At 45.3% G+C, this 25,655-nt stretch carries 27 protein-coding genes; 9 read left to right on the top strand and 18 right to left on the bottom strand.

Features of this window, described 5'->3' with window-relative positions:
- Nucleotides 1-97: 97 nt before the first annotated feature.
- Nucleotides 98-811 (bottom strand): RlmE family RNA methyltransferase, encoded by a 714-nt coding sequence (locus MF542_RS10130; RefSeq protein WP_247018762.1) that lies wholly within the window; start codon nt 809-811, stop codon nt 98-100.
- On the bottom strand, nt 804-2,015 hold the full coding sequence (locus MF542_RS10125) for a Ppx/GppA phosphatase family protein (protein ID WP_247018760.1): 1,212 nt from the start codon (nt 2,013-2,015) through the stop codon (nt 804-806). The genes MF542_RS10130 and MF542_RS10125 overlap by 8 nt, the downstream gene beginning before the upstream one ends.
- A gap of 211 nt (nt 2,016-2,226) precedes the next feature.
- Here MF542_RS10125 and MF542_RS10120 point away from each other — a divergent pair, with 211 nt between their 5' ends.
- Nucleotides 2,227-2,415, top strand: a complete 189-nt coding sequence (locus MF542_RS10120) for a hypothetical protein (RefSeq protein WP_247018754.1) — start codon at nt 2,227-2,229, stop codon at nt 2,413-2,415.
- Between the two features lie 379 nt (nt 2,416-2,794).
- Here the strand turns inward: MF542_RS10120 and MF542_RS10115 are convergent, their stop codons facing one another.
- The 3 genes from MF542_RS10115 to MF542_RS10105 form a co-directional block, all read right to left on the bottom strand.
- Nucleotides 2,795-3,577: an SPOR domain-containing protein gene (locus MF542_RS10115; RefSeq protein ID WP_247018752.1), complete on the bottom strand. Its 783-nt coding sequence runs from the start codon at nt 3,575-3,577 to the stop codon at nt 2,795-2,797.
- 142 nt (nt 3,578-3,719) lie between these two features.
- Nucleotides 3,720-4,487, bottom strand: a complete 768-nt coding sequence (gene pssA, locus MF542_RS10110) for a CDP-diacylglycerol--serine O-phosphatidyltransferase (protein WP_247018751.1) — start codon at nt 4,485-4,487, stop codon at nt 3,720-3,722.
- Between the two features lie 12 nt (nt 4,488-4,499).
- Nucleotides 4,500-5,159 (bottom strand): phosphatidylserine decarboxylase, encoded by a 660-nt coding sequence (locus MF542_RS10105; RefSeq protein WP_247018747.1) that lies wholly within the window; start codon nt 5,157-5,159, stop codon nt 4,500-4,502.
- 233 nt (nt 5,160-5,392) lie between these two features.
- Here MF542_RS10105 and MF542_RS10100 point away from each other — a divergent pair, with 233 nt between their 5' ends.
- The gene (locus MF542_RS10100; RefSeq protein ID WP_247018745.1) at nt 5,393-5,800 is read left to right on the top strand and encodes a hypothetical protein; all 408 of its coding nucleotides are present in this window, start codon (nt 5,393-5,395) and stop codon (nt 5,798-5,800) included.
- Here the strand turns inward: MF542_RS10100 and MF542_RS10095 are convergent.
- Nucleotides 5,797-6,843, bottom strand: coding sequence for a LysM peptidoglycan-binding domain-containing protein (locus MF542_RS10095; RefSeq protein ID WP_247018743.1), 1,047 nt, complete (start codon nt 6,841-6,843; stop codon nt 5,797-5,799). The two genes, MF542_RS10100 and MF542_RS10095, sit on opposite strands and share 4 nt — an antisense overlap.
- 121 nt (nt 6,844-6,964) lie before the next feature.
- Between MF542_RS10095 and MF542_RS10090 the strand changes: the two genes are divergently transcribed.
- Nucleotides 6,965-7,516, top strand: a complete 552-nt coding sequence (locus MF542_RS10090) for an LOG family protein (RefSeq protein WP_247018741.1) — start codon at nt 6,965-6,967, stop codon at nt 7,514-7,516.
- Nucleotides 7,517-7,703: 187 nt separating this feature from the next.
- A complete protein-coding gene (locus tag MF542_RS10085; protein WP_247018739.1) occupies nt 7,704-8,918 on the top strand; it encodes an NADP-dependent isocitrate dehydrogenase in 1,215 nt (404 codons plus the stop codon).
- A gap of 112 nt (nt 8,919-9,030) precedes the next feature.
- Here the strand turns inward: MF542_RS10085 and alaS are convergent, their stop codons facing one another.
- The 9 genes from alaS to flgB form a co-directional block, all read right to left on the bottom strand.
- Nucleotides 9,031-11,676 (bottom strand): alanine--tRNA ligase, encoded by a 2,646-nt coding sequence (gene alaS / locus MF542_RS10080; RefSeq protein WP_343264880.1) that lies wholly within the window; start codon nt 11,674-11,676, stop codon nt 9,031-9,033.
- A gap of 201 nt (nt 11,677-11,877) precedes the next feature.
- On the bottom strand, nt 11,878-12,948 hold the full coding sequence (gene recA, locus MF542_RS10075) for a recombinase RecA (RefSeq protein WP_281501621.1): 1,071 nt from the start codon (nt 12,946-12,948) through the stop codon (nt 11,878-11,880).
- A 122-nt stretch (nt 12,949-13,070) separates the two neighbouring features.
- Nucleotides 13,071-15,455 (bottom strand): ATP-binding protein, encoded by a 2,385-nt coding sequence (locus MF542_RS10070; RefSeq protein WP_247018736.1) that lies wholly within the window; start codon nt 15,453-15,455, stop codon nt 13,071-13,073.
- Nucleotides 15,456-15,529: 74 nt separating this feature from the next.
- Nucleotides 15,530-16,606, bottom strand: a complete 1,077-nt coding sequence (gene flhB, locus MF542_RS10065) for a flagellar biosynthesis protein FlhB (protein WP_247018735.1) — start codon at nt 16,604-16,606, stop codon at nt 15,530-15,532.
- Entirely contained in the window at nt 16,606-17,364 is a 759-nt protein-coding gene (gene fliR / locus MF542_RS10060) for a flagellar biosynthetic protein FliR (RefSeq protein WP_247018734.1), read from the bottom strand. The genes flhB and fliR overlap by 1 nt, the downstream gene beginning before the upstream one ends.
- A gap of 4 nt (nt 17,365-17,368) precedes the next feature.
- Nucleotides 17,369-17,632, bottom strand: a complete 264-nt coding sequence (fliQ, locus tag MF542_RS10055; protein WP_247018733.1) for a flagellar biosynthesis protein FliQ — start codon at nt 17,630-17,632, stop codon at nt 17,369-17,371.
- A gap of 19 nt (nt 17,633-17,651) precedes the next feature.
- Nucleotides 17,652-17,975 (bottom strand): flagellar hook-basal body complex protein FliE, encoded by a 324-nt coding sequence (gene fliE / locus MF542_RS10050; RefSeq protein WP_247018732.1) that lies wholly within the window; start codon nt 17,973-17,975, stop codon nt 17,652-17,654.
- A 14-nt stretch (nt 17,976-17,989) separates the two neighbouring features.
- Complete coding sequence (gene flgC, locus MF542_RS10045; RefSeq protein WP_247018731.1) at nt 17,990-18,397, bottom strand: flagellar basal body rod protein FlgC; 408 nt, start codon at nt 18,395-18,397, stop codon at nt 17,990-17,992.
- A 39-nt stretch (nt 18,398-18,436) separates the two neighbouring features.
- The gene (flgB, locus tag MF542_RS10040) at nt 18,437-18,862 is read right to left on the bottom strand and encodes a flagellar basal body rod protein FlgB (protein WP_247018721.1); all 426 of its coding nucleotides are present in this window, start codon (nt 18,860-18,862) and stop codon (nt 18,437-18,439) included.
- A 147-nt stretch (nt 18,863-19,009) separates the two neighbouring features.
- Between flgB and MF542_RS10035 the strand changes: the two genes are divergently transcribed.
- The 4 genes from MF542_RS10035 (at nt 19,010) to MF542_RS10020 (ending at nt 21,191) form a co-directional block, all read left to right on the top strand.
- Entirely contained in the window at nt 19,010-19,336 is a 327-nt protein-coding gene (locus MF542_RS10035; protein ID WP_247018719.1) for an EscU/YscU/HrcU family type III secretion system export apparatus switch protein, read from the top strand.
- Nucleotides 19,333-19,644, top strand: a complete 312-nt coding sequence (locus tag MF542_RS10030) for a FliO/MopB family protein (RefSeq protein ID WP_247018717.1) — start codon at nt 19,333-19,335, stop codon at nt 19,642-19,644. The genes MF542_RS10035 and MF542_RS10030 overlap by 4 nt, the downstream gene beginning before the upstream one ends.
- A gap of 67 nt (nt 19,645-19,711) precedes the next feature.
- Entirely contained in the window at nt 19,712-20,437 is a 726-nt protein-coding gene (gene fliP / locus MF542_RS10025; protein ID WP_247018715.1) for a flagellar type III secretion system pore protein FliP, read from the top strand.
- A gap of 55 nt (nt 20,438-20,492) precedes the next feature.
- A complete protein-coding gene (locus tag MF542_RS10020; RefSeq protein WP_247018706.1) occupies nt 20,493-21,191 on the top strand; it encodes a GOLPH3/VPS74 family protein in 699 nt (232 codons plus the stop codon).
- Here the strand turns inward: MF542_RS10020 and MF542_RS10015 are convergent.
- Both MF542_RS10015 and MF542_RS10010 read right to left on the bottom strand, forming a co-directional pair.
- Nucleotides 21,184-22,245, bottom strand: coding sequence for an SMP-30/gluconolactonase/LRE family protein (locus MF542_RS10015; protein WP_247018704.1), 1,062 nt, complete (start codon nt 22,243-22,245; stop codon nt 21,184-21,186). The genes MF542_RS10020 and MF542_RS10015 overlap by 8 nt on opposite strands.
- A gap of 21 nt (nt 22,246-22,266) precedes the next feature.
- Complete coding sequence (locus tag MF542_RS10010) at nt 22,267-22,650, bottom strand: VOC family protein (RefSeq protein WP_247018702.1); 384 nt, start codon at nt 22,648-22,650, stop codon at nt 22,267-22,269.
- Between the two features lie 86 nt (nt 22,651-22,736).
- Between MF542_RS10010 and MF542_RS10005 the strand changes: the two genes are divergently transcribed.
- On the top strand, nt 22,737-23,348 hold the full coding sequence (locus tag MF542_RS10005) for a LysE family translocator (protein ID WP_247018701.1): 612 nt from the start codon (nt 22,737-22,739) through the stop codon (nt 23,346-23,348).
- Nucleotides 23,349-23,352: 4 nt separating this feature from the next.
- Here the strand turns inward: MF542_RS10005 and MF542_RS10000 are convergent, their stop codons facing one another.
- Nucleotides 23,353-25,482, bottom strand: coding sequence for a hypothetical protein (locus MF542_RS10000; protein ID WP_247018699.1), 2,130 nt, complete (start codon nt 25,480-25,482; stop codon nt 23,353-23,355).
- Between the last annotated feature and the right edge of the window lie 173 nt (nt 25,483-25,655).

Below are 25,655 nucleotides of genomic sequence, written 5' to 3'. Positions count from 1 at the left end.
TGACCAACCCATCAAGCCAGATCCAGGTTTTGGATGTTCGCCGTTCCATACCCCGAACTGAGAGCAAAGACAATGCTAATCTTCTAAATTTTACAAACTATTCATCTTCAGGCTTTTTTATGCCCTTAAAGCCCTGCGCCACAACGAACCATTCCTTGGAGCCTGCACGACTTGATGGTGGTTTGGCATGCTTCACTGTTTTAAAGTGTGTTTGCATCTTTTTCATAAGCGTTGCATCAGCCCCGCCTGCAAGTACTTTCGCGGCAAAGCTACCGCCCTCACCCAGCACTTTTATGGCAAAATCAAGTGCGGCATCAGCCAGAGACATAGTTCGGATCTGATCTGTCTGCTTATGCCCGGTTGCAGCATTGGCCATATCTGAAAGTACAACGTCCACAGGTCCGTCCAATTCTTTCATCAAACGCTCTTCAGCATCCAAGCTCAGAAAATCCATAACCCAAAGGCTGGCGCCTGGGATTGGTTCCACTTCCTGAAGGTCAATACCAACAATCTGCGCCTCTTCGCCAAGACGTTCCGTTAGGACCTGTGTCCAACCACCTGGCGCACAACCAAGGTCAACAACCCGTTTAGCTTTCTTGAGGATTTCAAAGCGTTCATCAATCTCGATAAGCTTAAAAGCTGCCCGAGAGCGATAACCAAGACGGTTAGCCTCCGCTACATACGGGTCATTCAACTGACGCTGTAGCCAACGGGTAGAAGATGATTTACGGCCACGAGCTGTTTTCACACGTACCTTTGCACCGCGTGCTCTACTACGTGGATTTGATTCGGTATTCCAACCTTTAGCCATTGTTACGGCGCCTCTTGTTTTTACCACGCCTGTCTGCGCGTATGGGCATTTTACCAGTTTGCATCAAGCCGCGTAAGATACCTTCTCTGATACCTCTGTCGGCCACACGAAGGCTGGGTACCTGCCACATTCCGAGGATCGCTTCAAGTATTGCGCACCCAGCAACCACTAAATCAGCTCTTTCAGAGCCAATACAAGGCTGTGCTGAGCGTTCTTCATGGGTCATCTGCGCCACACGGCGGCTCAAGGATTTAATATCTTCGGACTTCATCCAGGCGCCATCTACTTTTTCGCGGATATAACGCGGTAACTCCAGATGAAGGCTGGCTAGCGTGGTTACCGTACCTGACGTTCCCAGAAATTGGGTTTTTTTTCGCCGCACCACCTCAGAAATATCATGAGCCTCTTCAAATTCGATAAGATGATCCTTCACCGTACCAACCATACGGGCATACTGCTCGTCTGGTAAACGCACACCCGGCTCACCATATTCTTCAGAAAGGTTTACTACCCCCCATGGAATAGACATCCAACCCCGCATTTCAGTACCACCACCAGGTAGTACGCGAACCCAAATCAATTCGGTACTTCCACCACCAATATCAAATACCAATGCATTCTTATTACCGGGCGCGATTAAGGACTGACACCCCATAACAGCCAATCGGGCTTCTTCACCCGTGGAAATAATATCAAGATTGATACCTGTTTCTGCCTTCACCCGCGCAACAAACTCTTCGGCATTATCTGCCACACGGCAAGCCTCTGTTGCTACATGGCGCATACAGGTTACATTTCGGCGCGCAATTTTTTCCGCACAAACTTTAAGTGCAGCAATAGTACGGTCCATTGCTTCATCAGATAATCGGTTATTCTGGGAAACCCCTTCACCTAAGCGAACGATTCTGGAAAAAGCATCTATAACCCGAAAGCCTTGACGAGTAGGTTTTGCGATTAGCAGGCGGCAATTATTAGTGCCTAAATCTATCGCACTATATACACCTCGGTTGGTAAAGCGATTAACGGCTGAGTCAGTTTGATCATTACGAGCAGAGACACGATGGTTAGGCGCTTTTGAGCCAGACTGGTCTTTCCCACCACGGCGGCGACGGCGTCTATTCCTATCGTTCTTAGAGGCTTGAGAGCCTTTCACATTGTCAGAAGCCGCATTACCGCTGCGATCTTCCTTTACTTCCAACGACATTACACGTCTCTGTCTTCTTATATTTCTTTCATAACCAACATACTATTCATATGAGGCTACTCACTTAATTCCTGTTTAGCACTGTTCCTGCGCAAAACGAAATCAATTGTCACAAAACTGCTATTTTCAAGCGTTCAAGAAAAATGTTCTCATTTTGTTCTTGACGTAACATTTTATATGACATAAGAACATAACAAGAACGGAGGAAACTATGCTTACACTTTCACAGGTTATCATTCTGTTGGTTTTCATTGCCCTCGGCAGCGCAGGTATTGCTGCTATGCAAGATGGCATTTCAATAGTGTTTAAGCATTTCACTCGTGATGTAGAGTTCAAAAAACCCGAGCCTACAGGGGTATTTTCACGTTCGTCCAACACCGGCCGCCCATTACATTATTGATTACGGCTTTTCAAACCATCCAGAAACGCCCTTACTAAGCCTCAGTAAACTGAGGCTTTTTTTTATGATGTTTATTACTGTAATTTGGACATAAGAAAGGCGCAGAGAACAGCCAAGACAAACCGTTCACCTGCGCCTAATCCGAGCTAACCCCCCAGGTGTGCCCGGCCCTCAAAACTTCAGGCTGCCATTTCTGGCGCCACTTGCCAACCGCACCTCCCCAAGTTGATTGGCGAATAAGCTTAATGAAGGTGATTAGCATCCGACAAAATTTTGCAGCGGGTGTCAAGCCGCATTATGAATAAAAGTCACTTTTTGTTAATAATTAGAAAATGAAAAGTCACAGTGTGCCAATGAAAGCACACTGCGTGCTGACCTATCAGCTGATAGGCTCACCTTGATATTCGGAAACCCTGCAATATTGCTCTGGCGCAGCTTCCTTAATTCGGCCACACAACTCTTCTGCTTCCTGCTCGTTTACAAGAGGCCCGGCAATTAATCGTAAGAAAGTACCAACGCCTTCTTGAGTTTGTGTATAGATAAGAGGTGTCAAACCATCCAACTCTGATGAATATGAAGATTGGATACCGCTCCAGCCAGATGCAACTTGATCTTGTGACCGATATGAGGACAGATGCACGCCATAAAACGTTGATTGCGTTTCTGCCACTGTTTTGCTCACAGGAGTAGCCTCAGTTTCGCCAGAGGTATTAGCACTCACCACCGAATTCCCTGTCGGCGCTAGGTCGCTATCAAATTCAGCTGTTTGCTCTGCCATTTCTACAGTAAAGATACGCGTTTCAAGCTTTTTTAACTGCTCACGCATAAAGGTAACATCTGACTTTACCTTTTTAATATTCGCATCTACCTGCGGGTCACGTTTAACAGTTGAAAGCTTGGCCTCCATGGCTGAAAGCTTACTATCCTGCATTCTTATTTGCTGTACTAGCTCAATATAGAGACGTTCAAGCGCATCAAAGCGATCTCGGATTTCTCTATGGTTATCAGTTACAACACCAACTTCTTCTTCAAGGACCTGTTGCCTCGCCTCCACAAGAACTTCTTGGCCTTGCCAAAGATTACCGCTGGAACCGCATGCTGAAAGTGCAAATAAACTTGAGGCAGTAATTACCGCCTTAAGGCCATTTTTTCTCAGTCCCATTTGTTTTCGCTCAACACCCGCCATTTTCTTGCCTTTCCGATAACAAGATTTCTCCTTTAAAAACAGCCTTATAATCTGCTTCACAGAGAAAAATCAGATATAGTCGGTTTTTAAATAAGCAAGTTAGGTGCCAAAGATTAGACTAACCGCGAGTTTTACGCTCAACCCGTCTACGGTAAGAAATATAGGTAAGCGGCATAGTAGCAAGATAACCTAACCCAATAATGATAAGCACCAGCCAAGTACGCACAAAAAGGCCAGCGATAAGAGTAGCAATGACGACAAGAAGCGGTACAAACCAAGCTTTTGGCGCCCTTAATGCCTTCAACGACAATGTAGGTAAAGTAGACACCATAAGGAAGACTACCACGATCGCATATCCGCAGATAATCAGGCCATTTTCTTTTGCGAGATTCTGCCCAAGGGCAAAATCAATCATCATAGGCAGGAGTAAGAGTCCAGCCCCCATAGGAGCAGGAACACCAGTGAGAAAGCCCGTACGCTTAATCGGCTCTTCTTCATCATCAAGACGCGCGTTAAAACGTGCCAGCCTCAGAGCCATTGCACTCGCATAGATAAGCGCAACAGCCCAGCCCATACGGTCTAAGCCTTCAAGCACCCATAAATAAAGAATTACAGCAGGTGCAACACCAAAAGCCACTACATCTGATAGAGAATCAAGCTCTGCACCAAATTTACTAGTACTTTTCAGAAGGCGCGCCACTGTTCCGTCCAGACCATCAAAAATGCCCGCCAGCAACACAGCCCCTACGGCTAATTCCCATTTTCCAGACAAGGCAAACTTAATGGATGTCAGGCCTGACATAAAGGCAAACAGCGTTACCACACTTGGTAACACTGTTCTGATGGAAATAGATTTGAATAAAAGAGGTCGCTTCTGGCTAGACAAGATCAATCTCGCTTATTTATTGCGTGCAATAACAGTTTCGCCGCCGATCATTGTTTGACCAACCTTCACCATAGCTTCCTGTCCTTTATCCAGATAAATATCCGTACGACTACCAAAACGAATCAAGCCAAAGCGATCACCGCGCTCAACCTCTTGATCTACCTCAAGATCACATAGAATCTTACGAGCAACAAGGCCAGCTACCTGTGCGAATGCAATGTCGTGGCCTTCTTCAGTTGTCATACGAACCAACTGCCGTTCATTTTCTTCGCTTGCTTCAGCTGCAGCTGCATTCAGGTATTTGCCTGGAACATATGCAAGCCCTGTGATTTTACCTTTTGCAGGAACGCGGTTCACATGAACATTGAAAACAGAAAGAAAAACAGAAATACGTGTGCGCGGCTCGCTACCCATACCAAGTTCCGCAGGCGGCGTAGCTTCAACTACCGCAGAAACTGTACCATCAGCAGGGCTGATAAGTACACCTTGCTCATCTGGAATAACACGTTCCGGATCCCGGAAGAAATAAACACACCATGCAGTCAGCACAAGGCCAACCCACCCCAAAGGCTCAGCAAGGAAGAATAATCCGATTGAAGCCAACAAGAAGATAAAGACAAATCTATGCCCTTCTTTGTTGATCGGTGTCATCACCACGTCCATTGCATTCATGTTATGCCTCTATCTTTCAGGGCTTTCGCCAATATTTATTACTAAAACAGTGCCACTATTACATAATTAGGGATCATCTGCTTATTATTTAAGGGATATTTACGGCAAATTTGCTCCAGCACAAATTCATTTTTTTATTCTTTACATTTTTTAGCGGACAACCTTAACTCTTAGTTAAACATAAAAAGAGATGCTTATGGGCATCTGGACTGCTGTAGTTGGAATTCAAACCTATGAAATTAAATGAACATCTCTCAAAAGCTGAAACACATCTAGACAGCTTAGGTGATCATGAAATCAGTAATTTTGATTTTAATTGGGAAGGCATTCAGTTTCATGCTGCTGCAGTAGAAAGCGGCGAAGGCGCATCCTTCATTAAAGTTGACGGAACACTTGGTAGACTATTCTATACAATAGAAGACAAAAACCAGCGCGCGATTGCCATAGAACAACTTTATTCGACCAACAGGCAAATTGATGGGAAATACTCAATCAGCCCTCGCGGCGATGTAAGCTTTTCCAGTGTCACCAAGACAAATAAGACAAAAAGCGGCTCTGAACTTATGACAGCCGTAACAGTTATCCTGCTGGAAGCAGAACGCCATCTCCGTGCGCTGCGCACTCATTTAAAAGAAGCTTAATTTTCCGGCTTGTTCGGATTTGGGAGCTTAAACAGCTGGCCCGGATATATTTTATCGGGATCAAGAATCTGTTCGCTATTTTCCTGGAAAATAAGCGTATAGCGGAAGCCTGAACCGTAAAGCTGACGCGCAATCTGCCATAAAGTATTACCCGGTTTTACGAGCACACCTCCAGATGCCGCTGACGCATCAATTGGCTCACCAGTTTCAAATGGCTGCTCCACACGGAGCTGAACTTTACCTTCAGCTATGGTTTGATCAAGTCTTATAATATGCTTTCCAGCTTCAAGGGTATTATTCGTATACGGCACAGCCCAGCGGCCACTATCATCAGCACGCACGCTTCCAACGAATCTACCGTCCAAGTATAGTCGCACTTCTACACGCGGCAGTGAACGACCTGTAAACACAGGGTCTCCGCCGCTTCCATAATCAATGGTATCAAGGGTAAGACTTTCACCAACCTCGGCATAGGCTGCCACACCAGGTTTCTGAAGAACAGTACTGTTACCCTGCCCATCTTTAGGTGTCAGAACAGCAACAACACCATTCTGGGATCGTTCCAAGAAACGGTTATCTTCTCGTTCGGGGACTGAAACAACAACAACATCATCTGCTTCAGCAACTTCTGATGCACCAGTTTCTTGAGCTTTTAGGTTTAATTCTACTGAACCTGCTTCAAGCGGCTCTTCAAGAATCATAACCCACTCACCATTTTCATCAGCAGTAACTTCAGAAATTTTCCGGCCATTTGCATATAGTTCAACTTGGGCACCTGGCGCCATGCGACCAGCAATAACCCCTGTACCACCACGAGAAATACGTACCAGATCAAATTCTGGTACCTTCGCATCTTCTTGGGCCACCTCTTCTACTGAAGACGTTGAAGAAACTGTTGAAACAGGCTGCTGCTGTGGAACAGGAATAACGGCATCTTCGACTGGCCACATCATATAGCCAACAGCTGCAATTACCGCCGCTATAGAGACACCAACAATGATGTTCCTTCGTGTATCATCACTTTTTGTAACGAGAGGCCCCATATAACTCCGCTTACTCTTCTAACAAAGCCTTAACAATCAACTGTATATATATAAAGATGATTTCGTTAAAAACATGTCAAAAGTTTGTCTAATTGTATTTTTATTCTATGAGGATATCTAAGTGACTGAAAATAATATAAAATCTGTCTGTGTTTATTGTGGCTCAAGGTTAGGAAACAAACCTTACTATCAAGAGCTGGCAAATAGTCTTGGTAAAATGATCGCGGACGCAGATATGTCACTAGTATACGGCGCAGGCAGCGTTGGTTTGATGGGCGTTGTCGCTCGCGCAGCAAGGGATTCCGGAGGTGAAGTCATCGGGATTATACCTGAACACCTAGATGATGTAGAAATCACCCAAGAAGGTCTTACCGAGTTACACATTACAGACAATATGCACGAACGAAAAAAAATGATGTTTGACCGCTCAGACGCCTTTATCGTGCTACCTGGTGGTCTTGGTACACTTGATGAAACAATGGAAATGATGACCTGGGCACAACTCAGCCTGCATAAAAAACCTATCATTCTGATAAATTACAAAGACTTCTGGTCGCCGTTGGTTGAGTTGATTGAACACGTTGTCAGCGATGGTTTTGCATCAGACGAACACGGAAAATTGCTTACGGTTGTCGAAACCGCTGAAGAAGCAATGGAGCTATTAAAATCATAAGAAAAGCGGACATATAACAACCAGTTCAAGGAAAAATTATTGAAAAAACTTCATATTCAACCATTTTTCCGCGTCTTAGCTCTTCAATAATCCTATTCTTGGTGATAGGGTGCGCGCAAAATTCTGGTCGAACAGTCAAGTTCGGCAATAATTAGCCCGCCAGGCAACTAGCTATACTGAGGGACCTATGAGCAAAATTAGAGTAAAAAATCCTATCGTTGAAATTGACGGCGATGAAATGACACGCATCATCTGGCAATGGATTCGTGAACGTCTTATCCAGCCATACCTAGACGTAGACCTTCTATACTACGATCTATCTGTGACAAAGCGTGACGAAACTGACGACCAGATCACAATCGACGCTGCAAACGCTATTAAAGAACACGGTGTTGGTGTGAAATGTGCGACGATCACTCCTGATGAACAGCGTGTTGAGGAATTTGACCTTAAGAAAATGTGGCGTTCTCCAAACGGTACAATCCGCAACATTCTTGGCGGTACTGTATTCCGTGAGCCAATCATCATGCAGAACGTTCCTCGCCTGGTTCCAGGCTGGACACAGCCAATCATCATTGGCCGTCACGCATTTGGTGACCAATACCGTGCGACAGACTTCAAAGTACCTGGCGCTGGTAAGCTAACAATGAAATTTGAGCCTGCTGACGGCGGCGAAGCGATTGAGCGTGAAATTTACGAATTCGCTGAATCAGGCGTTGCAATGGGCATGTATAACGTTGATGCATCTATCCGTGATTTCGCACGTGCATGTATGAACTACGGCCTTGCGCGTAACTACCCTGTTTACCTATCTACTAAAAACACAATCATGAAAGCATATGATGGTCGTTTCAAAGACCTGTTCATGGAAGTGTTTGAAACAGAGTTTGAAGAAAAGTTCAAAGATGCTGGCATTTCATACGAGCACCGTCTGATTGACGATATGGTTGCTTGTGCAATGAAATGGGCTGGCGGTTTCGTATGGGCTTGTAAGAACTATGATGGTGACGTTCAGTCGGATACTGTTGCTCAAGGTTTCGGTTCCCTCGGCTTGATGACATCTGTTCTTATGACACCAGATGGGAAAACTGTTGAGTCAGAAGCAGCGCACGGCACAGTAACTCGCCACTACCGTCAGCACCAGGAAGGTAAAGAAACATCGACTAACCCGATTGCTTCTATCTTTGCTTGGACACGTGGTCTTAAATACCGCGGCAAAATGGACGGTACGCCAGAAGTTACAGCGTTCGCTGAAGCGGTTGAGAAAGTTTGTATCGGTACAGTTGAGAGCGGCAACATGACAAAAGACCTTGCCCTTCTGATTGGCCCGAACCAAAGCTGGATGACAACAGGCCAGTTCTTCGACAAGATCGACGAGAACCTGAAAGCAGAACTTGGTTAATTTAACCAACACCTGAATACAGAAAGGCTGCTCAATTGAGCGGCCTTTTTTTTGATATACAAAAAAAGCGCGATCAAATAACCGCGCTTTTAATTTTAGTATTTCAAATAGCCTATCCTGCGAGAGCTGCTTCAATTGCGGCAATAGCGTCAGCCGCTTTTGATCCATCAGGACCGCCAGCTTGCGCCATATCCGGGCGTCCGCCGCCGCCCTTGCCGCCAACTGCAGCTGTACCGGCACGTACAAGCTCAACAGCGTTTGCTTTATCTTTAAGATCATCTGTCACAGCAACCAAAAGGCCAGCTTTTCCGTCATTCACAGCAACGAAGGCTACAACACCGCTGCCAAGTGCTTTTTTGGCGTCATCAGCCATACCGCGCAGGTCCTTCGGGCTTACCCCATCAAGCACCTGACCTAAGAATTTAATACCGTTGATCTCTTTAGCTGCTGGGCCAGAAGAAGCACCACCACCAAGGGCAGCTTTCTTCTTCGCTTCCGCAAGATCTTTTTCGAGCTTCTTACGCTCAGTCTGCAGAGCAGAAATACGCTCCACCAGATCTTCTGGCTTTGTTTTCAAACTTGATGATGCTTCCTGAAGCATAGAACGCTGACTAAGAAGATAATCATGTGCTGCTGAACCTGTAAGCGCTTCAATACGGCGTACGCCGGAAGAAACAGCACTTTCAGAAATAATGGTAAAGAGACCGATATCTCCAAGACGCTTCACATGCGTACCACCACAAAGCTCAACAGAATAGCTATCGCGGTCATTCTTTTCGAACTCATCCCCCATGGAAACAACACGAACTTCATCACCATATTTTTCGCCAAACAGTGCCATAGCCCCTGCATCAATGGCGTCATCATAAGAAAGAAGGCGTGTTACCACATCTGCATTTCCGCGCACGATTGTATTCACCTTGCGCTCAACGGATGTTAATTCTCCGGCTGTTATCGCCTTAGGGTGGGAAATATCAAAACGTAAGCGATCTGGCGCTACAAGAGAGCCTTTCTGTGTTACGTGATCACCAAGTTCACGGCGAAGTACTTCATGCAGCACATGTGTTGCTGAGTGGTTTGCACGCAATTTTGTACGGCGTTCACCATCAACATCCATCTGAACAGATTGCCCAACACTCAGTTCACCTTCAACAACTGTTGCTTTGTGAACATGAAGCGCACCAATGGCTTTCGATGTATCAGACACTTCAGCTTTAAAACCATCCAGGCTGATAATACCTGTATCACCCATCTGACCACCTGATTCACCGTAGAATGGTGTCTGGTTTGTGAGGATTGATACTTCTTCACCAGCAGACGCTGTTTCAACACGTTCACCATCTTTTACAATAGCGACAACCTGACCCTCAGCGCTTTCAGATGTATAACCAACAAATTCGGTCGCGCCGTGTTCATCACGGATATCAAACCAAACTTTCTCTGTCGCAGCATCACCTGAGCCTGACCATGCTGCGCGGGCTTTCGCACGTTGCTCATCCATAGCAACATTGAAACCGTCTACATCAACTTTCAAATCCTGACTGCGAAGGGCATCTTGAGTTAAGTCGAGCGGGAAACCATAAGTATCATAAAGTTTGAATGCCACATCACCAGCAAGTGTATCACCGGAGATTTTAGATACTTCATCATCAAGAAGGCGCAAGCCTTTATCCAGCATCTGGCGGAACTTGCCTTCTTCAAGCTTAAGCGTTTCGCCGATCAATGCTTCAGCGCGAGTAAGCTCTGGGAATGCCTGGCCCATTTCACCTACGAGCGCAGGTACAAGCTGATGCATTACCAAATCTTTAGCACCTAGAAGGTGCGCATGACGCATAGCCCGGCGCATAATACGGCGTAGCACATAGCCGCGTCCTTCGTTTGACGGCAGAACACCATCAGCGATAAGGAAGCTACCTGCACGCAGGTGATCAGCTATCACGCGGTGTGATGCAGCTGTATTTTCATTTTCACTAGCGCCAGTTGCTTCAATAGACGCATCAATAAGGCGGCGGAATGTATCGATAGAATAGTTATCATGCGTACCCTGCATTACAGCAGCCATACGCTCAAGCCCCATACCTGTATCAATACTTGGCTTCGGTAGATTTTCCCGGCCTTCGGCAGTTTGTTCATACTGCATGAATACAAGGTTCCAGATTTCTACAAAACGGTCACCATCTTCCTCTCGCGTACCTGGAGGGCCACCCCAAATATGATCGCCATGATCATAGAAAATCTCGGAACATGGGCCGCAAGGGCCTGTATCACCCATGGACCAGAAATTATCATTGGTAGCAATACGAATGATTTTTTCGTCCGGCAGGCCCGCAATTTTCTTCCAAAGGTCGAAAGCCTCATCATCGGTGTGATAAACAGTTACACAGAGTTTATCTTTGTTTACGCCGTATTCCTTGGTGATCAATTCCCACGCATGAGAAATAGCTTCGTCCTTGAAGTAATCACCAAAGGAAAAGTTCCCCAGCATTTCAAAGAATGTATGGTGGCGAGCCGTGTAACCAACATTATCTAAATCATTATGTTTACCACCTGCGCGCACACATTTCTGCGAAGAAGTAGCACGTGTATAATCGCGAGTTTCTGCGCCCGTGAATACGTTTTTAAACGGAACCATCCCCGCATTTGTAAACAACAGGGTTGGATCGTTAATTGGTACAAGTGGTGAAGACGGAACAACTTCGTGGCCGTTTTTCTTGAAGAAATCCAGGAATGTTTTCCTGATATCATTTGCACCTGACATAGAACCGGACATAGAAAGCCTCAAATCAATAATACTGTTTGCATGCACGCGCATGCGGCCATGTTTTCCGCCGTTTTAACCTTCATTCCTACCAGTGTCCAGCAGTGAGCGCAAAGTTAAGGCATATAAACCAACAATTTTGTCGATTACAGAAAAAGGGGCAGCAAAAGCCGCCCCTTTTTCATACATATAGCTTTATAATTAGTCGTCTTCTTTGCGTTCAGACGGATCCATCAACATAGCTTCGTTCACAAGGCCCGCATTCTTACGAATTTCATGCTCAATCTCTTGTGCCACTTCTTCATTCTCTTTCAGGAAGCGCTTCGCGTTTTCACGGCCCTGGCCTATGCGTTGGCTTGAGTAACTGTACCAGGAACCTGATTTCTCAACCACACCAGCTTTCACACCAAGATCGAGAACCTCGCCCATCTTGGAAACACCCTCACCGTACATAATATCAAACTCAACTTGTTTGAACGGCGGTGCCAATTTATTTTTCACCACCTTCACACGGGTTGCGTTACCAACGATCTCATCTTTTTCTTTGATGGCCCCGGTGCGGCGTATATCAAGACGAACAGACGCGTAGAACTTTAGTGCATTACCACCTGTTGTTGTCTCTGGGCTACCGTACATCACACCGATTTTCATACGAATCTGGTTGATGAAAATAACGATAGTTTTGGACTTGTTAATCGAACCAGTAAGCTTACGGAGCGCCTGGCTCATCAAACGCGCCTGAAGACCCACATGGCTGTCACCCATTTCACCTTCAAGTTCAGCGCGCGGCGTAAGGGCTGCTACAGAATCGACAACAAGAATATCAATTGCACCTGAACGAACTAGCGTATCTGTAATCTCAAGCGCCTGTTCACCTGTATCGGGCTGGCTGACAAGAAGCTCATTTACATCAACACCAAGCTTGCGTGCATATACAGGATCAAGCGCATGCTCGGCATCAACGAACGCTGCAATACCGCCAGCTTTCTGACATTCTGCCACTGCATGGAGCGCCAATGTTGTTTTACCTGAACTTTCAGGGCCGTAAACCTCAATGATACGGCCTTTAGGTAAACCGCCAATACCAAGCGCAATATCGAGGTTCAATGAGCCAGTAGAAATAGCTTCAACTTCAATATTATTATCTTTCTGGCCGAGCTTCATAACGGAGCCCTTGCCGAAAGCCCGATCAATTTGACCCAGCGCAGCTTCTAGCGCTTTATTCTTGTCCATGGACGTTCCTTTAACCAACTGTAATTCAGGCATTGACATTATCTGGTCTCCTTATTCCACAGGGCGTTCGCCCATGCAACGGAATGTTTGTACCACCTTTGTTCTTTCTTGCCAATATTTTATGTTCTTTTTTTGTTCTCACCTAATCTACAGCCTGAAACCTAACTCAACATCATCTTTACTTTTTCTGCTAAATCATTGAGAGAAAAGGGTTTCGGCAAGAATTGAAATTCTTCTGCCTCAAGGTTTTTACGGAACATATCTTCCGCATACCCAGAAACAAAAATCACGGGAAGATCAGGAAAATCTTTTCTGGCCTCTTTTACAAGTGTTGGCCCATCCATCGTCGGCATAATTACATCCGAGATCAGCAAATCAATAGTTTCCTCGCTGGTTTGTAAGATCTCTAAACCAGCCTCACCTGAATCAGCTTCCAGTACTTTATAGCCCTTATTTGACAGGGCACGACAGGCAAACATGCGAACAGGCGCTTCATCTTCCACAACAAGGATGGTCCCCTTGCCTGTCAGGTCTTTTGCCGCCTTTTCTTCTTCTTTTTCTTCTTCGATTTCTGAAGCAGTAACTGAGTGTGCTTTTAGGAATACTAAAAAGCTTGTACCGCGCCCTTCTTCTGAATCTACAAACACGAAACCGCCAGTTTGTTTTACAATTCCGTATACTGTTGCAAGTCCTAAACCAGTTCCCTGCCCTACTGATTTAGTGGTAAAAAACGGTTCGAAAATCTTATTAAGGTTATCTTTTGGAATGCCGCATCCTGTGTCTTTCACTTCAATCAGCACGTAATCATCAGGTGTCATAATATCAAAACGGTCAATATAAGTGTGCGTTGGGCCAATCATACTGGTTGCTATTTCCAGCTTACCACCCTCAGGCATTGCATCCCGAGCATTAACAGCCAGATTTATGATAACCTGCTCAAGCTGACCCTGATCCACCTTAACAGGAAGAAGATCTCGGCCATGAACTACCTGCAAATCAATATTTTCGCCAATCAACCGGCGAATGAGATTAGAAATCTCAGCCAGAATGTCTGTAAGCATCAACACCTTTGGACGCAGTGTTTGCTGGCGAGAAAATGCGAGTAACTGGCGCACCAAATTGGCGGCGCGGTTCGCATTCTGTTTAATCTGAATAATATCAGAAAAGGATTGATCGCCTGCATCGTGGCGCACCAACAATAGATCACAAAACCCAATAATTGCTGTCAGCAGATTATTAAAATCGTGTGCAACACCACCCGCAAGCTGACCAACGGCTTGCATTTTCTGCGCTTGTACGAATTGGCGTTCCAGGCTCTTTTCTTGTGTTGTATCAATAAGGTAGAGAATAGCGTGTGGCTCGCCTCCCTTAGTGATACATGTAGAGTAGATTTGCCCTAGCCGTTCTGGCTGCGTGTTGAAAACAATATCAAGCGGTACAGAAGATGGTCGTCCATCATAGGCGAACTCGATAATCTGCTGCAGCTCCTCTCTATCTTCCTGTTTAACCAACTCAAGAACACTATCACCAACAGCTACATTTTTCCCCGCAGCATGTAATTTCAGTGGTTGGTTAAATTCAGAGATACCTCCCTCACGGTCCACAACAGCAATCGCAACAGGGGCAGCATCAAAAATTGGGTCGATCAAAAACTCTCTGCTATCGTCCAGCGCAATCTGACGAAGGTGATCAAGCTTACGGATAATACGGTAACGCCCAAGGTAACGATCACTTTCTCTAGTTTGAAGCGGCACATCAACCACTTCAACATCAATTCCTTGCCGACTGCTCACAAGTAACTGGGTGTCATCATGCTTTAGGCTAACCTTATGCGGAACACCATCCTCATCACCAAGCCGAAGCCATTCACGAAGAACCCGATTAAGAAAATGCGGCTTACCATTCCGATCTTCTAGTAGTACACCACATTCAAGTTGGTCAAAAATAGGTTCCATCCAGCGAGAAAAACTGGCTCGTTCATGAACCAACCTTTCAACATCATTATCTCTAAAAGCCTGCCAAACGATATAGCGACCTATCCGGCGCCCAGATACTGTAACGGAACCACCTCTCCCTTGTATAACATCCTTAGCTTGCCCAACCTGTCCAACTCGGTGCAAAAGGCGTTTCACCTGTGTTCTACCGTCTTCAGAGAGCGCCAGTTCATTTACGCTGGTAAAGTTAGACCCTGCCATCTTTTCAAAGGCATAATTATTCGTAACAGCTGTACCATCAACATCCGTAATAAGCAGAGCTCGTCGGTCGTTTGACGCAAGAGCATTTAAAAGCTCCAGGTCCATTACTTCTTGACGATGTTCGGGATCATCCAAATTCCTTAAGGCACGAAATATTGTAAAAGCAGTCAGAACGAGAATGATAGAACCAACCAAAATCGCGCTTTTGCTACCCCAAAACAAATAAGCCAACAAAGAAACACCACCGGCACCAAATAAGCCAGAAAGTGCAATCGCCAACAGCTTAAAAGCAGATTTTACTTCGTTATCAAGAAGAGCTTCGCGAATAGGTTTAGGCAAGCGGCTTTCCATACAGACCTCATTTTAAAAACTGGAACCAAACATTACTTAGGTATCCAAACAATATGCAAGAGCATATCAGGACTTTAGCTTGGTTTCAGGCCTGCACGCCTGAGTTTCATAATATAACTAATCACTTCAGCAACAGCCTTATAGTGATCGGGTGGTATTTCTTCATCAAGTTCAACAGACGCATGCAAAGCACGGGCGAGCGGTGGGTTTTCCATAATGGGAATGTCGTTTTCCTCTGCGATCCCCCTGATGCGCATAGCAACGTCATCCACTCCCTTCGCCACAAGCACAGGTACTTCCATGGTTTCGTGTTTATATTCAAGCGCAACTGCATAATGGGTTGGGTTGGTGATCACTACATCAGCTTTTGGAACATTAGACATCATACGCTGGTTATGGCGTTCATACCGGATTTGCCGAAGCCGTGCTTTTACCTTGGGGTCACCATCCGTTTGTTTTTGCTCGTCTTTTACTTCCTGCTTGGTCATTCTCAGGTTTTTAACGTGCTCATAACTTTGATAGGAATAGTCAATCGCTGCAACTACTGTCAAAACAATCAACACCCCTATCAAAAGCTTAATCGCCAGCAATTTTATAAAAGCCAGAATTTCAATGGGCGCTAATAACATAATTGTATCTAGCTTTTCTCGCTCGGGATAGATAATCAGAAACAGAACACCAGCAACTGCTGCGAGTTTTGCCGATATTTTCCCGAACTCAACAAAGAAGCGAGCTGAATAAATTTTCTTAAACCCTTTCATTATAGAAAGGTTTTTCAGATCAGGCTTAATTTTCTCGGTAGTGAACAGAAATGGCTTTTGCATTCGATTGGCAGCAATAGCTGCAATCACAAAAATACCTAGTGGTAATGCCATCACTGCATAAATATCTCTGAACAGCCTGGAAACCACATCCAAATAATCCACTTCGGCCGAACTCAAAGAATGGCTTTGACTTAAAAATCCTTGAAGGGGTGCCATCACGCCACTAGCAAAGCTGTCGCCAAACCCAGCTAAAACTCCTGCGGCAACAAGAAGCATAAGCCAAGTCTTCAACTCTTGGCTCTGAGCTACTTCACCCTTTTCTTCCGCTTCACGCAGACGCTTGGCGGTTGGCTCTTCAGTTTTCTGGCTGTCATCTTCTTCAGACATTACCCAAGCATCCCCAAGAGCAGCTCTTCAAATCTACCAAGAAACAGAGACATCAGTGCGCCAAGCAAAAGAGCCATCAACAAAAAACCCATCGCCAGATTGAGAGGAAGACCTACAAAAAACACCTGAAAACCTGGAATCATGCGGGAAATCAACCCCAAACTGATATTGAAAACCATCGCATATACAATGAAAGGCGCCGCCATCTGAAAACCGAGGGCAAAACTACTGGAAACAGACTGCGTTGCCGCTGTAGCAAAGTCTGCATAAGGAATCGCTTCACCAATTGGGAAATTCGTATAACTATAAACAATAGCCATAATCATCATATGGTGCAGATCCGTTACCAAAATCAGCGTAACAGCGACTAAATTCATAAAAGCTGCAACAATAACGCTCTGCGTTCCCTGTGCAGGATCAAAGGATTGAGCAGCCGCCAAGCCAGTTTGAAATGCAATTACAGATCCTGCGACATGGGTTGCAGACATCAGGAAACGCATCGCCATACCAATCATAGAGCCAATCAACAGTTCACGGGCGGCCATCACGGTCAAAGTTACAATACTATCAGGAAGAGCAGGAATACCTGCTTGAACACTTGGATATATAACAAGCGTCAGGAGGATAGCAAAACCGGCACGTACACGTCTGGGAATACTACGATCACCCAAAACCGGTATAACAAGAAAAATAGCGGCGAGCCGCATTGAAATAAGGATAAAGCCGAATGCTTCCTGAGGGAGAACGTCACCAAGCACGGCGCTAGCCGCCTACGATACGTTCAGCAATACGCATCATGAAATCGCCCATAAGCCGACCCATATACGGCATCAGAATCAAAATCGCCCCAAAAACAGCTATGATTTTAGGAACAAAGGTTAATGTCATTTCCTGAAGTTGAGTTAGCGATTGAAAGAATGCAATAGCCAAACCTACAATCAGTCCAACCGCCAAAATTGGCGTAACAACATACAATAATGTGGTGAGTGCGTCACGCGCAACATCCATTACCTCAAGGTCGGTCATAGAACCCCCAACGATCTGATTAGATTGGCATCTTGATAATGTCGTTATAGGCGGAAATTACCTTATCACGCACTGTTACAACAGTTTCAACAACCAGTTCCGCATTGGAAACGGCTGTAGCGACATCAACCATATCAGCTTCATCAACGAGAGCTTTAGCCGCTGTTACCTCAGTATTGGCGGTTGCTGCTTTCACATCCCCCAAAGCATCATCGATCAAACCAGAAAAGGCAGACCCACCAGAGCTTACACCATCTTGCCCTTCACGGGCACCAATACCATTTTGGAGCTGTTTCGAAGCTTGAGAATAAGCGCTGAGAGCGTCTAGCTGTTTAATATTCATCTAACCTCTCCCAATTATCGAAGTAATTCAAGGGTCATTGTTGCCATGCGGCGGCTCGCTTCCAGAGCATTCAGGTTTGACTGATATGTACGCTGCGCCTGCCTCATATCCATCAACTCAATCAAACCATTTACATTTGATGTTTTAATATAACCAGAAGCATCTGCCGCTGGATTACCCGGATCATATTTCTTACCGAACTCTGCCTGATCATAGTCAATACCGTCAGCTTGAACGAGCGTTACACCGTTAGCCCGGTCCAACTCGCTACTGAAAGTAACAATCTTTCTGCGATAAGGGTCCGCACCAGGGTCTGATGCAACAGAATTCTGGTTAGCAATGTTTTCAGAGATCACTCGCATCCGTACCGTTTGCGCCCGCAAACCAGCAGCTGATGCCATCATTGCCTTTTGAAGATCCATTTAAAACCTCAACTTAGAAACGGTGTTAAGCGTTCTAGCTTATTGCCGCTTGCCAAGAGCCGTTTTCAACAGCCCTACATTCTTTTTATAAAGGTTCACAACCATGCCATATTGCATCTGGTTATCAGCCACCTTTAACATTTCTTCTTCGAGAACCACATTGTTTCCAACGAGTGATTCTTCCCCTTCGTCGTTTTTTTCCACACTGAAGTTCTTCCCGGCAACGCCACCATCAGCTGTGATATGGCGTTCGTGGTTCGTACGCATCTTCATAGATGGTTTTGCTTGATTCCCACCAGAAAGATTATCAACCAACTGAGAAAAATCCTGCTTAGCCAATTGCTTAGCTTTATAGCCTGGGGTATCTGCGTTGGACACATTTTCACTAAGCACAGCCTGATTTTGATTAAGCCAAGCCATACGCTTCTTAAGCGCTGCCATGAGTGGTAAGGAATTTATATCCATCTTTGCCCCGCAATTTTACGCAGATATACAGATTTACATTACACTAACATGCCATAAAGCCAGTTAACAAGTTCCAAACACTGGAAAAAAACTAGCTACCTTCATCAAGCCCTTGCAATTTATTCACTATTAGCGCTCAATGGCTTTATGAATTCAGAAAACGATCAAGAAAAAGACCTAACGAAAGTTGTTGCTGTCAAACAGCATTCCGAAGCCTTGGCTCCGGTTATCACAGCCAAAGCAGAAGGTGTATTGGCTGACAGACTTCTGGAAATTGCCTTCGCTAAAGATGTCAAGGTTCGCCAGGATAAAGATCTTACCGAACTTTTGAGCGCACTAGATGTTGATTGCCCTGTTCCTCTCGAAGCATTAAATACTGTTTCAATCATTTTAGAGCGTGTATATGCCGAGAATGAAAAAATGAAACGCCAACAAGAACAAACCAGACAGCAAGAAGGGCACCAAAAAGCATGATTGGAGATACTCTCGTCGCTTTTGCAGCTTTGCTGTTTGTACTTGCATTAATGGTGGGCATGTCATGGGCGGTTAAGCGCCTTGGCCTACTTCCCGGCCAGCCTCGCATTAAAGGCGGCGAGAAACAACTGGAAGTCCTTGAAAGCAAGCTTCTTGATGGCCGAAATCGCCTGGTTGTTGTCCGGTGGAAAAACAAAGAATATTTAATCGCTACAAACCCAGGCGGAACACAAACTATTTCAGAAGCAGATGTTGCCTTTAAAGAGTTAGTTGAAAAAGATGAAACACCTGAAGATAAACTCTCTTAAATTTCATAAGGGTTTGATCCTAAAATCCTTTTTCTTTTTCCTACCACTTTTGGTGGCAGGCTCTTTTATGTTTGCCCCCGATGCGCTGGCACAGGAAACACCAGGCATAAATATCAACCTTGGTGAAAGTGGCACGTTAAGTGGCCGCGTGGTTCAAATGATCCTTTTGCTTACGGTGCTTAGCTTAGCACCAAGTATTTTGATCATGATGACCAGCTTCACTCGTATGGTGATTGTATTTTCTCTTCTCAGAAGCGCGATGGGAACCCAGCAAACACCGCCTAACATGGTGATCATCTCACTTGCTCTGTTCCTAACCGGCTATGTAATGGCCCCAACCCTCACCGAGGTTTATACCCTTGGTATTGAACCGCTAGTGAACGAAGAAATTGATGAGGTTGAGGCCTATAACCGCGCCTCCGTACCCCTTAGAAACTTTATGCTTTCTCAAGTGCGCGAGAAAGACCTTGCTTTATTTGTGGATTTATCGGGCGAAAACATTTCTACCACCACACCAGATACAGTTCCTATGACGACACTGGTACCAGCTTTCATGATTAGTGAGATTAGGCGTGCCTTTGAAATTGGATTTCTTCTTTATATACCATTTGTAGTGATTGATATGGTGGTTGCTTCCATCCTGATGTCTATGGGTATGATGATGTTACCCCCGGTTATGATTGCCACCCCATTCAAGCTAATTTTCTTTGTTTTGGTGGATGGTTGGAATTTGGTAGCAGGTTCGCTGGTTCAAAGTTTTGGTCAGGCACCGCCACCCGGAGTGGGCGGGTAAAATCTTGAATTATCTCCCTTTATTCCAATATATTCTATTGCGAGGGAGAAATTAGATGACAAATCAAAAAGATAATCTCTATTTCCATGAAGAAATTATGCTGCTTTCACTCCGTGAGGAGGATGGAAAGCTAGAGACAAACGCTGCCTATATTTACGGAAGCCACGTTGCCTCTGCCGTTATGGCCGAACTGATCATGCTTGGTCGGATCGAAGTTCAAAAAGACGACAATTTCACAGTGAAATTGCTTTCAAACGAACAAACCGAAAATGAGCTACTTAATACGGCCCTCAACCTTGTAAACGAAGACAAGAAAGATCGAGGAGCCAACCACTGGCTTTCAAAATTTGCAGCAATCAAAAACTTACGAGAACGTATTGCAGAGGGCCTGTGTGGGCGAGGCATCCTTAAAGCCGTTGAAGGGAAAGCCTTTTTCTTCTTTGATAAAACCTATTACCCAGAACTGAACCCGAGACCAGAACAAGATTTGGTTGCCCGGCTTGAAAAAGCTATTTTCACAGAAACCCGAGAAATTGATGAACGTACATTGGTACTTCTGTCACTTCTTAGAAAATCAGAACTTCTGAAAATTCCGTTTGAAGGCAAGGCTCTGAAAGAACGTCGCCACCGGATGAAGGAAATTACCGAAGGTAATCTTGTTAGTGAAGCAGCTCAGAAAGCCGCGGAAGCTGCACAAACCGCTATTATGGTTGCCACCATGGTTCCCATCATGGTGACAACAGTTATTACCTAAGCTTAAAACGCACAATCTGCGGGGCTTCAAGACTGCCTAAGTAGAGCTGATCGCCCACCTGCTCCGCGGATGTAATCATAAACACCTTATCGCCATCACGGTCATGAAGGGTACGAACAACTTCACCCCGTTCATTAACACCGATAACCGTGCCTTGCTTAATAGCGGACGGCTGCATAAAAGTTGGTAATTTCGATATGAGCCCCTTTAGCCACGGTGTTGGATGAGCACTATCCATAGCGGGGTTTCTAGGGCTTGGGATAGCAAGCCAGAAGATACCATTTCTGTTCGCAGAAACACCATCAGGGAAACCTGGCAAATTATCGATAAAGATATCGCTTGCGCCTGCCTTTTCCCCTTTCAGCCAATAGCGCGTAATGCGGTACCGGCCAGTTTCATTCACGAGCACGAAATCCTCATTCTTTGAAAGTGCAATACCATTAGCGAAATAAAGCCCATCTAGGAGCAGGCTCGTTTCACCCGTCGCAGGGTCATAGGAAAGTAATCTGCCATGTCCGCGCGCTTCCAACAAATCAAGGCGGTAGTCAGGCTGATTATATTTATCACTTGCGTCCGAGAAATAAATCTTACCATCACTCGCGATATCAAGATCATCAGCAAACTCAAATGGCCTGCCATCATGCTCCGTTGAAAGAACTGTCATTTCACCGCTTGGAGAGAAAGACAGCAGCCCCTTCCACGCATCTGCTACAATAAGGTTACCTGCATTATCAAAATGAAGACCAAGCGGCCTACCACCTTCAATAGTTGCGAATGTTTCCTGATTTTTACCATCTGACGAAAGACGAATAACCCGCCCATCATGAAGCCCGCCATAGATACGCCCTTCAGCATCTACCGCAACATCTTCTGGGCCATGTCCATCCTGAAGAGAAAGCACTTCTGCACTGTGCAGATCATCATTAAAGGAAAAATCCCCAGTAAAGCCTTTATCCACTGGCGGCTCGTAAGAAACAGCATCAATATTTGAAGGCCATACCAGAAACACGCCAAGTGCGGCCCCTAAACCATATCCAATCCATTTTGCCTTCATAACATCCCCCTTTAATTAATGTTAAGGCGCGTCACCAACCTGTTCCCAAAGTTCTATTTTCGTGCCTTCTGGGTCAACAATCCATGCAAATTTACCATAATCATGGTTTTCAGGCTCCCCAACCAGTTCAACTCCTTTGGTTTTCAACTTCGACAGAAAAGCATCCAGATCATCCACACGCAGGTTAATCATGAATTCTTTTTCAGACGGTTTAAAATAGTCGGTTTCCTGCTTGAAAGGCCCCCAAACGCTATAACCGCCCTTGTTATCATCAGCCAGAAAATTAGAACCATATCCATCAAACGGAAATTCCAACACTTCTCGGTACCACTTAACAAGTGCATCCACATCCCGGCATTTAACGAATATACCACCAAGGCCGGTAATTTTTCCTGTTTCACCCATTTGTGTCTCCTCTTCCCTAAAGGCAATCTAGCGGAATTACCTGTTTTCTGCTACGGGAGATGCGATTTTATCTGTAAAGGTGCTTTATGACGTTTGAATCCAGCCTAGCATTTATCGTTGCCATGATCGTATTCGCAGCCTCTCCCGGCCCGGGAAACTTCGCGGTTATTGCGCAGGCAATTTCAAAAGGATCAAGGTCTGCTTTTGCTCTTCTAACAGGTATCACCTTTGGTGATCTTACATATCTTCTCGGCGCATTTTACGGGCTAGGCTACATCGCCTCAGAGCTCGAGTTTGTTTTTATCGTCATCAAATACCTTGGTGCAGCTTATCTTCTCTGGATGGCCTATCAAGCTTTCACAAGCTCAACAGAAGCTGCTGATTTAGAACAGGTAAAAGCTAAAACTGGCCGCACACTGATAACAGGCTTTACGATAAGCATCAGCAACCCAAAGGTCATCGTTTTCTATCTGGCATTTTTGCCAACTTTCCTTGACCTCAAAGCCGCAACAAGCGCTGATATACTGCTGGTTATGGTTCTCACTGTTCTGGTTATATATGGAGTTATAGGCTTTTACATTGTCAGCGCAGCTAAACTACGGACAAAGTTAAACCAGCCCCGTGCTAGGCGCTGGTTTAACCGAATTACTGGCGGCATGTTAACAGCAGCAGGTATTGCCATAGCAACACGAAGCTGAAGGTTTAGCTCAACACTATATTAACGGAGCTATTCTCGAAATCTGCTAATGTCAGACCACGAATAAATATCTCTCCGCCACCTGTATCAATGACAACACCGTTCACATCTGTGCCCGATGTCACATCCGTCCTTGTTTCATTGGAGATAAAGTCAGCAACATTAGCAATCAAACTCAGATCTGTAACAGTATTAGCCAAAAACAAGGTATCATCGCTTATACTAAAATCGAGAATTTCATCATTGCCGTGGGCATTGGAGAAATAGAAGGTATCAGCGCCCTGTCCTCCCAATAGAATATCGTTACCAGCGCCACCATATATACTGTCATCTCCGCTACCAGCATCAATCGTATCATTACCGGAGCCCCCAAAAAGCTGATCATGGTCGGCGCCACCATCAACTGAATCGTTTGATTCACCTGCAAATATAAGATCATTACCGGCACCACCAATTAGTGTATCGTTCGTAACGAACTCCACACCATTTTCACGGCCACCATAAATAGTATCGCTACCATTGAGGCCATAAATCAAATCGCTGCCGGCACCGCCGCCGAGAATATCGGTCCATTCCCCCACCACCGTATCATTACCAGAACCGGCATAAGCAACATTGTCGGAAAAACCCTGCCCAACTTCATCTATTGAATCAAATCTATTGTTGCCACCAGCATCCTCGAAGGTACCAGCGATAATCACATCATTCCCCGCCCCGCCATAGAGTACGTCATCATGATCAAAGCCATTGGCATTACTTGTCCCATCAACATCTAGGGAGCCAAATGAACCTGACAGAAAAAAGTCACCGACAATAAAGTCGTTACCCGCTCCACCGCCAACGGTGTCCTGTCCACTGCCACCAATAAAAATGTCATCCCCAGTGTCGCCGGGACCTGCAAATATTTGATCAAACCCCTCACCACCAAGAACAATGTCATTACCTGTGCCGCCCGATAGAAAATCATCCCCATAGCCGCCACTCAAGCTGTCATCGCCAGTTCCACCGATCACTCGATCAATACCGCCATCGGCATTCACCAAATCGTCCGTGCCATCACCTCTAAAGACTGTAATTTCATCGGTGTTAGACGCGCCATTAAAACGCGAAGCCGTCGGCTCAGAGAAAGTAGCGTTGAGGCTAAAGAAACTAATGCCATTGTCGTTATCCCCTGCCGCTGCAAGGATTGCCTCATTATTAGGGCCTACGCCAAATACGGAAATTGCAGTTACGCCATCAAGAGCGATTGTGGCATCATCGAAGAAACTCTCCTCGTGCGTTAAACGTCCATCTGAACCAACAGCAAAAGCACTTACGCCGTCGCTCAACTCTGATGAGACAAAAATATATTGCTGACCATCTAAAATCGCGGGAACTAAACTAAGTGGTTGATCAAGAGCAATGTCTGCCGTCTTTGTAATTGATTGAAGATGCGTCAATCGGCCTGTGCCACTCATGCTAAAAACTTCAATTGCATCCCCAAAGCCGCTAGCGACATAAATGTAAGGTGTATTACCTATATATATAGTTTCAATCACAACAGGGGCATCAAGAGAGGGAGAGACACTAGCTGTTACAACATCAATTTGAGTTAGCGCACCATTTGAAGCTACGGAATAAACAGATAAAGTATCTTCTAACTGATTAGTTGTTATGACATATGATCCCCCGGCAGTTTGAGCTACCGTAAGGTCAGTAATAACAACCTCTGCTGCGTTACCACTATTAAACTGTACATCCGCAGCTGATAAACTACCATCGGGATTTACCAAAAAGCTACTTACGCCGTTTACAAACGGACGCACGGAAAAAGCAAAGGTCTGTCCATCAACTTCGGCTGTGGTTACAGCTTCCCCCGCTCCCAGTCTGGCGGTTGTGCGGCCATTGTCAGTTACGGCACCAGCAACCTCCAAAGTTCCATCATTATTAATTCGGTACGAAAGCACACCTCTTTCGTCACGATCTGAAACCAACAGAATTTGCTCACCATTAACAACTACAACTTCAGCAGCAGTTGGTTCATCATCTAGAGAGTTTGGTATTTCACTCAAATCAGTAATAAAGCCGATCGAATTATCGGTATTATATCTAAAGATCGAAGTGTCTCCCCTGTTTTCAGGAGACGTAATAGCCAAATAGGTATCGCCATTTACTACAAAAGGAGTAATTTGATGAATAGTAGAAAATGGTAAATCTAATGTGTTCCCATCATCATTTTCTGTAACCAACACAGTGAAAAGATGCTCGATATCGTTGCCATTGATAGATCCATGAATTGTGCCAGTCGGCATGGCGTCCCCCAATCATG

Origin of the sequence: Kordiimonas laminariae, from assembly GCF_023008165.1 — a bacterium.
In the GTDB taxonomy this organism is placed as follows: domain Bacteria; phylum Pseudomonadota; class Alphaproteobacteria; order Sphingomonadales; family Kordiimonadaceae; genus Kordiimonas; species Kordiimonas laminariae.
The sequence above is the reverse complement of the archived record's forward strand: the minus strand, read 5'-3'. Positions and strand labels throughout refer to the sequence as shown.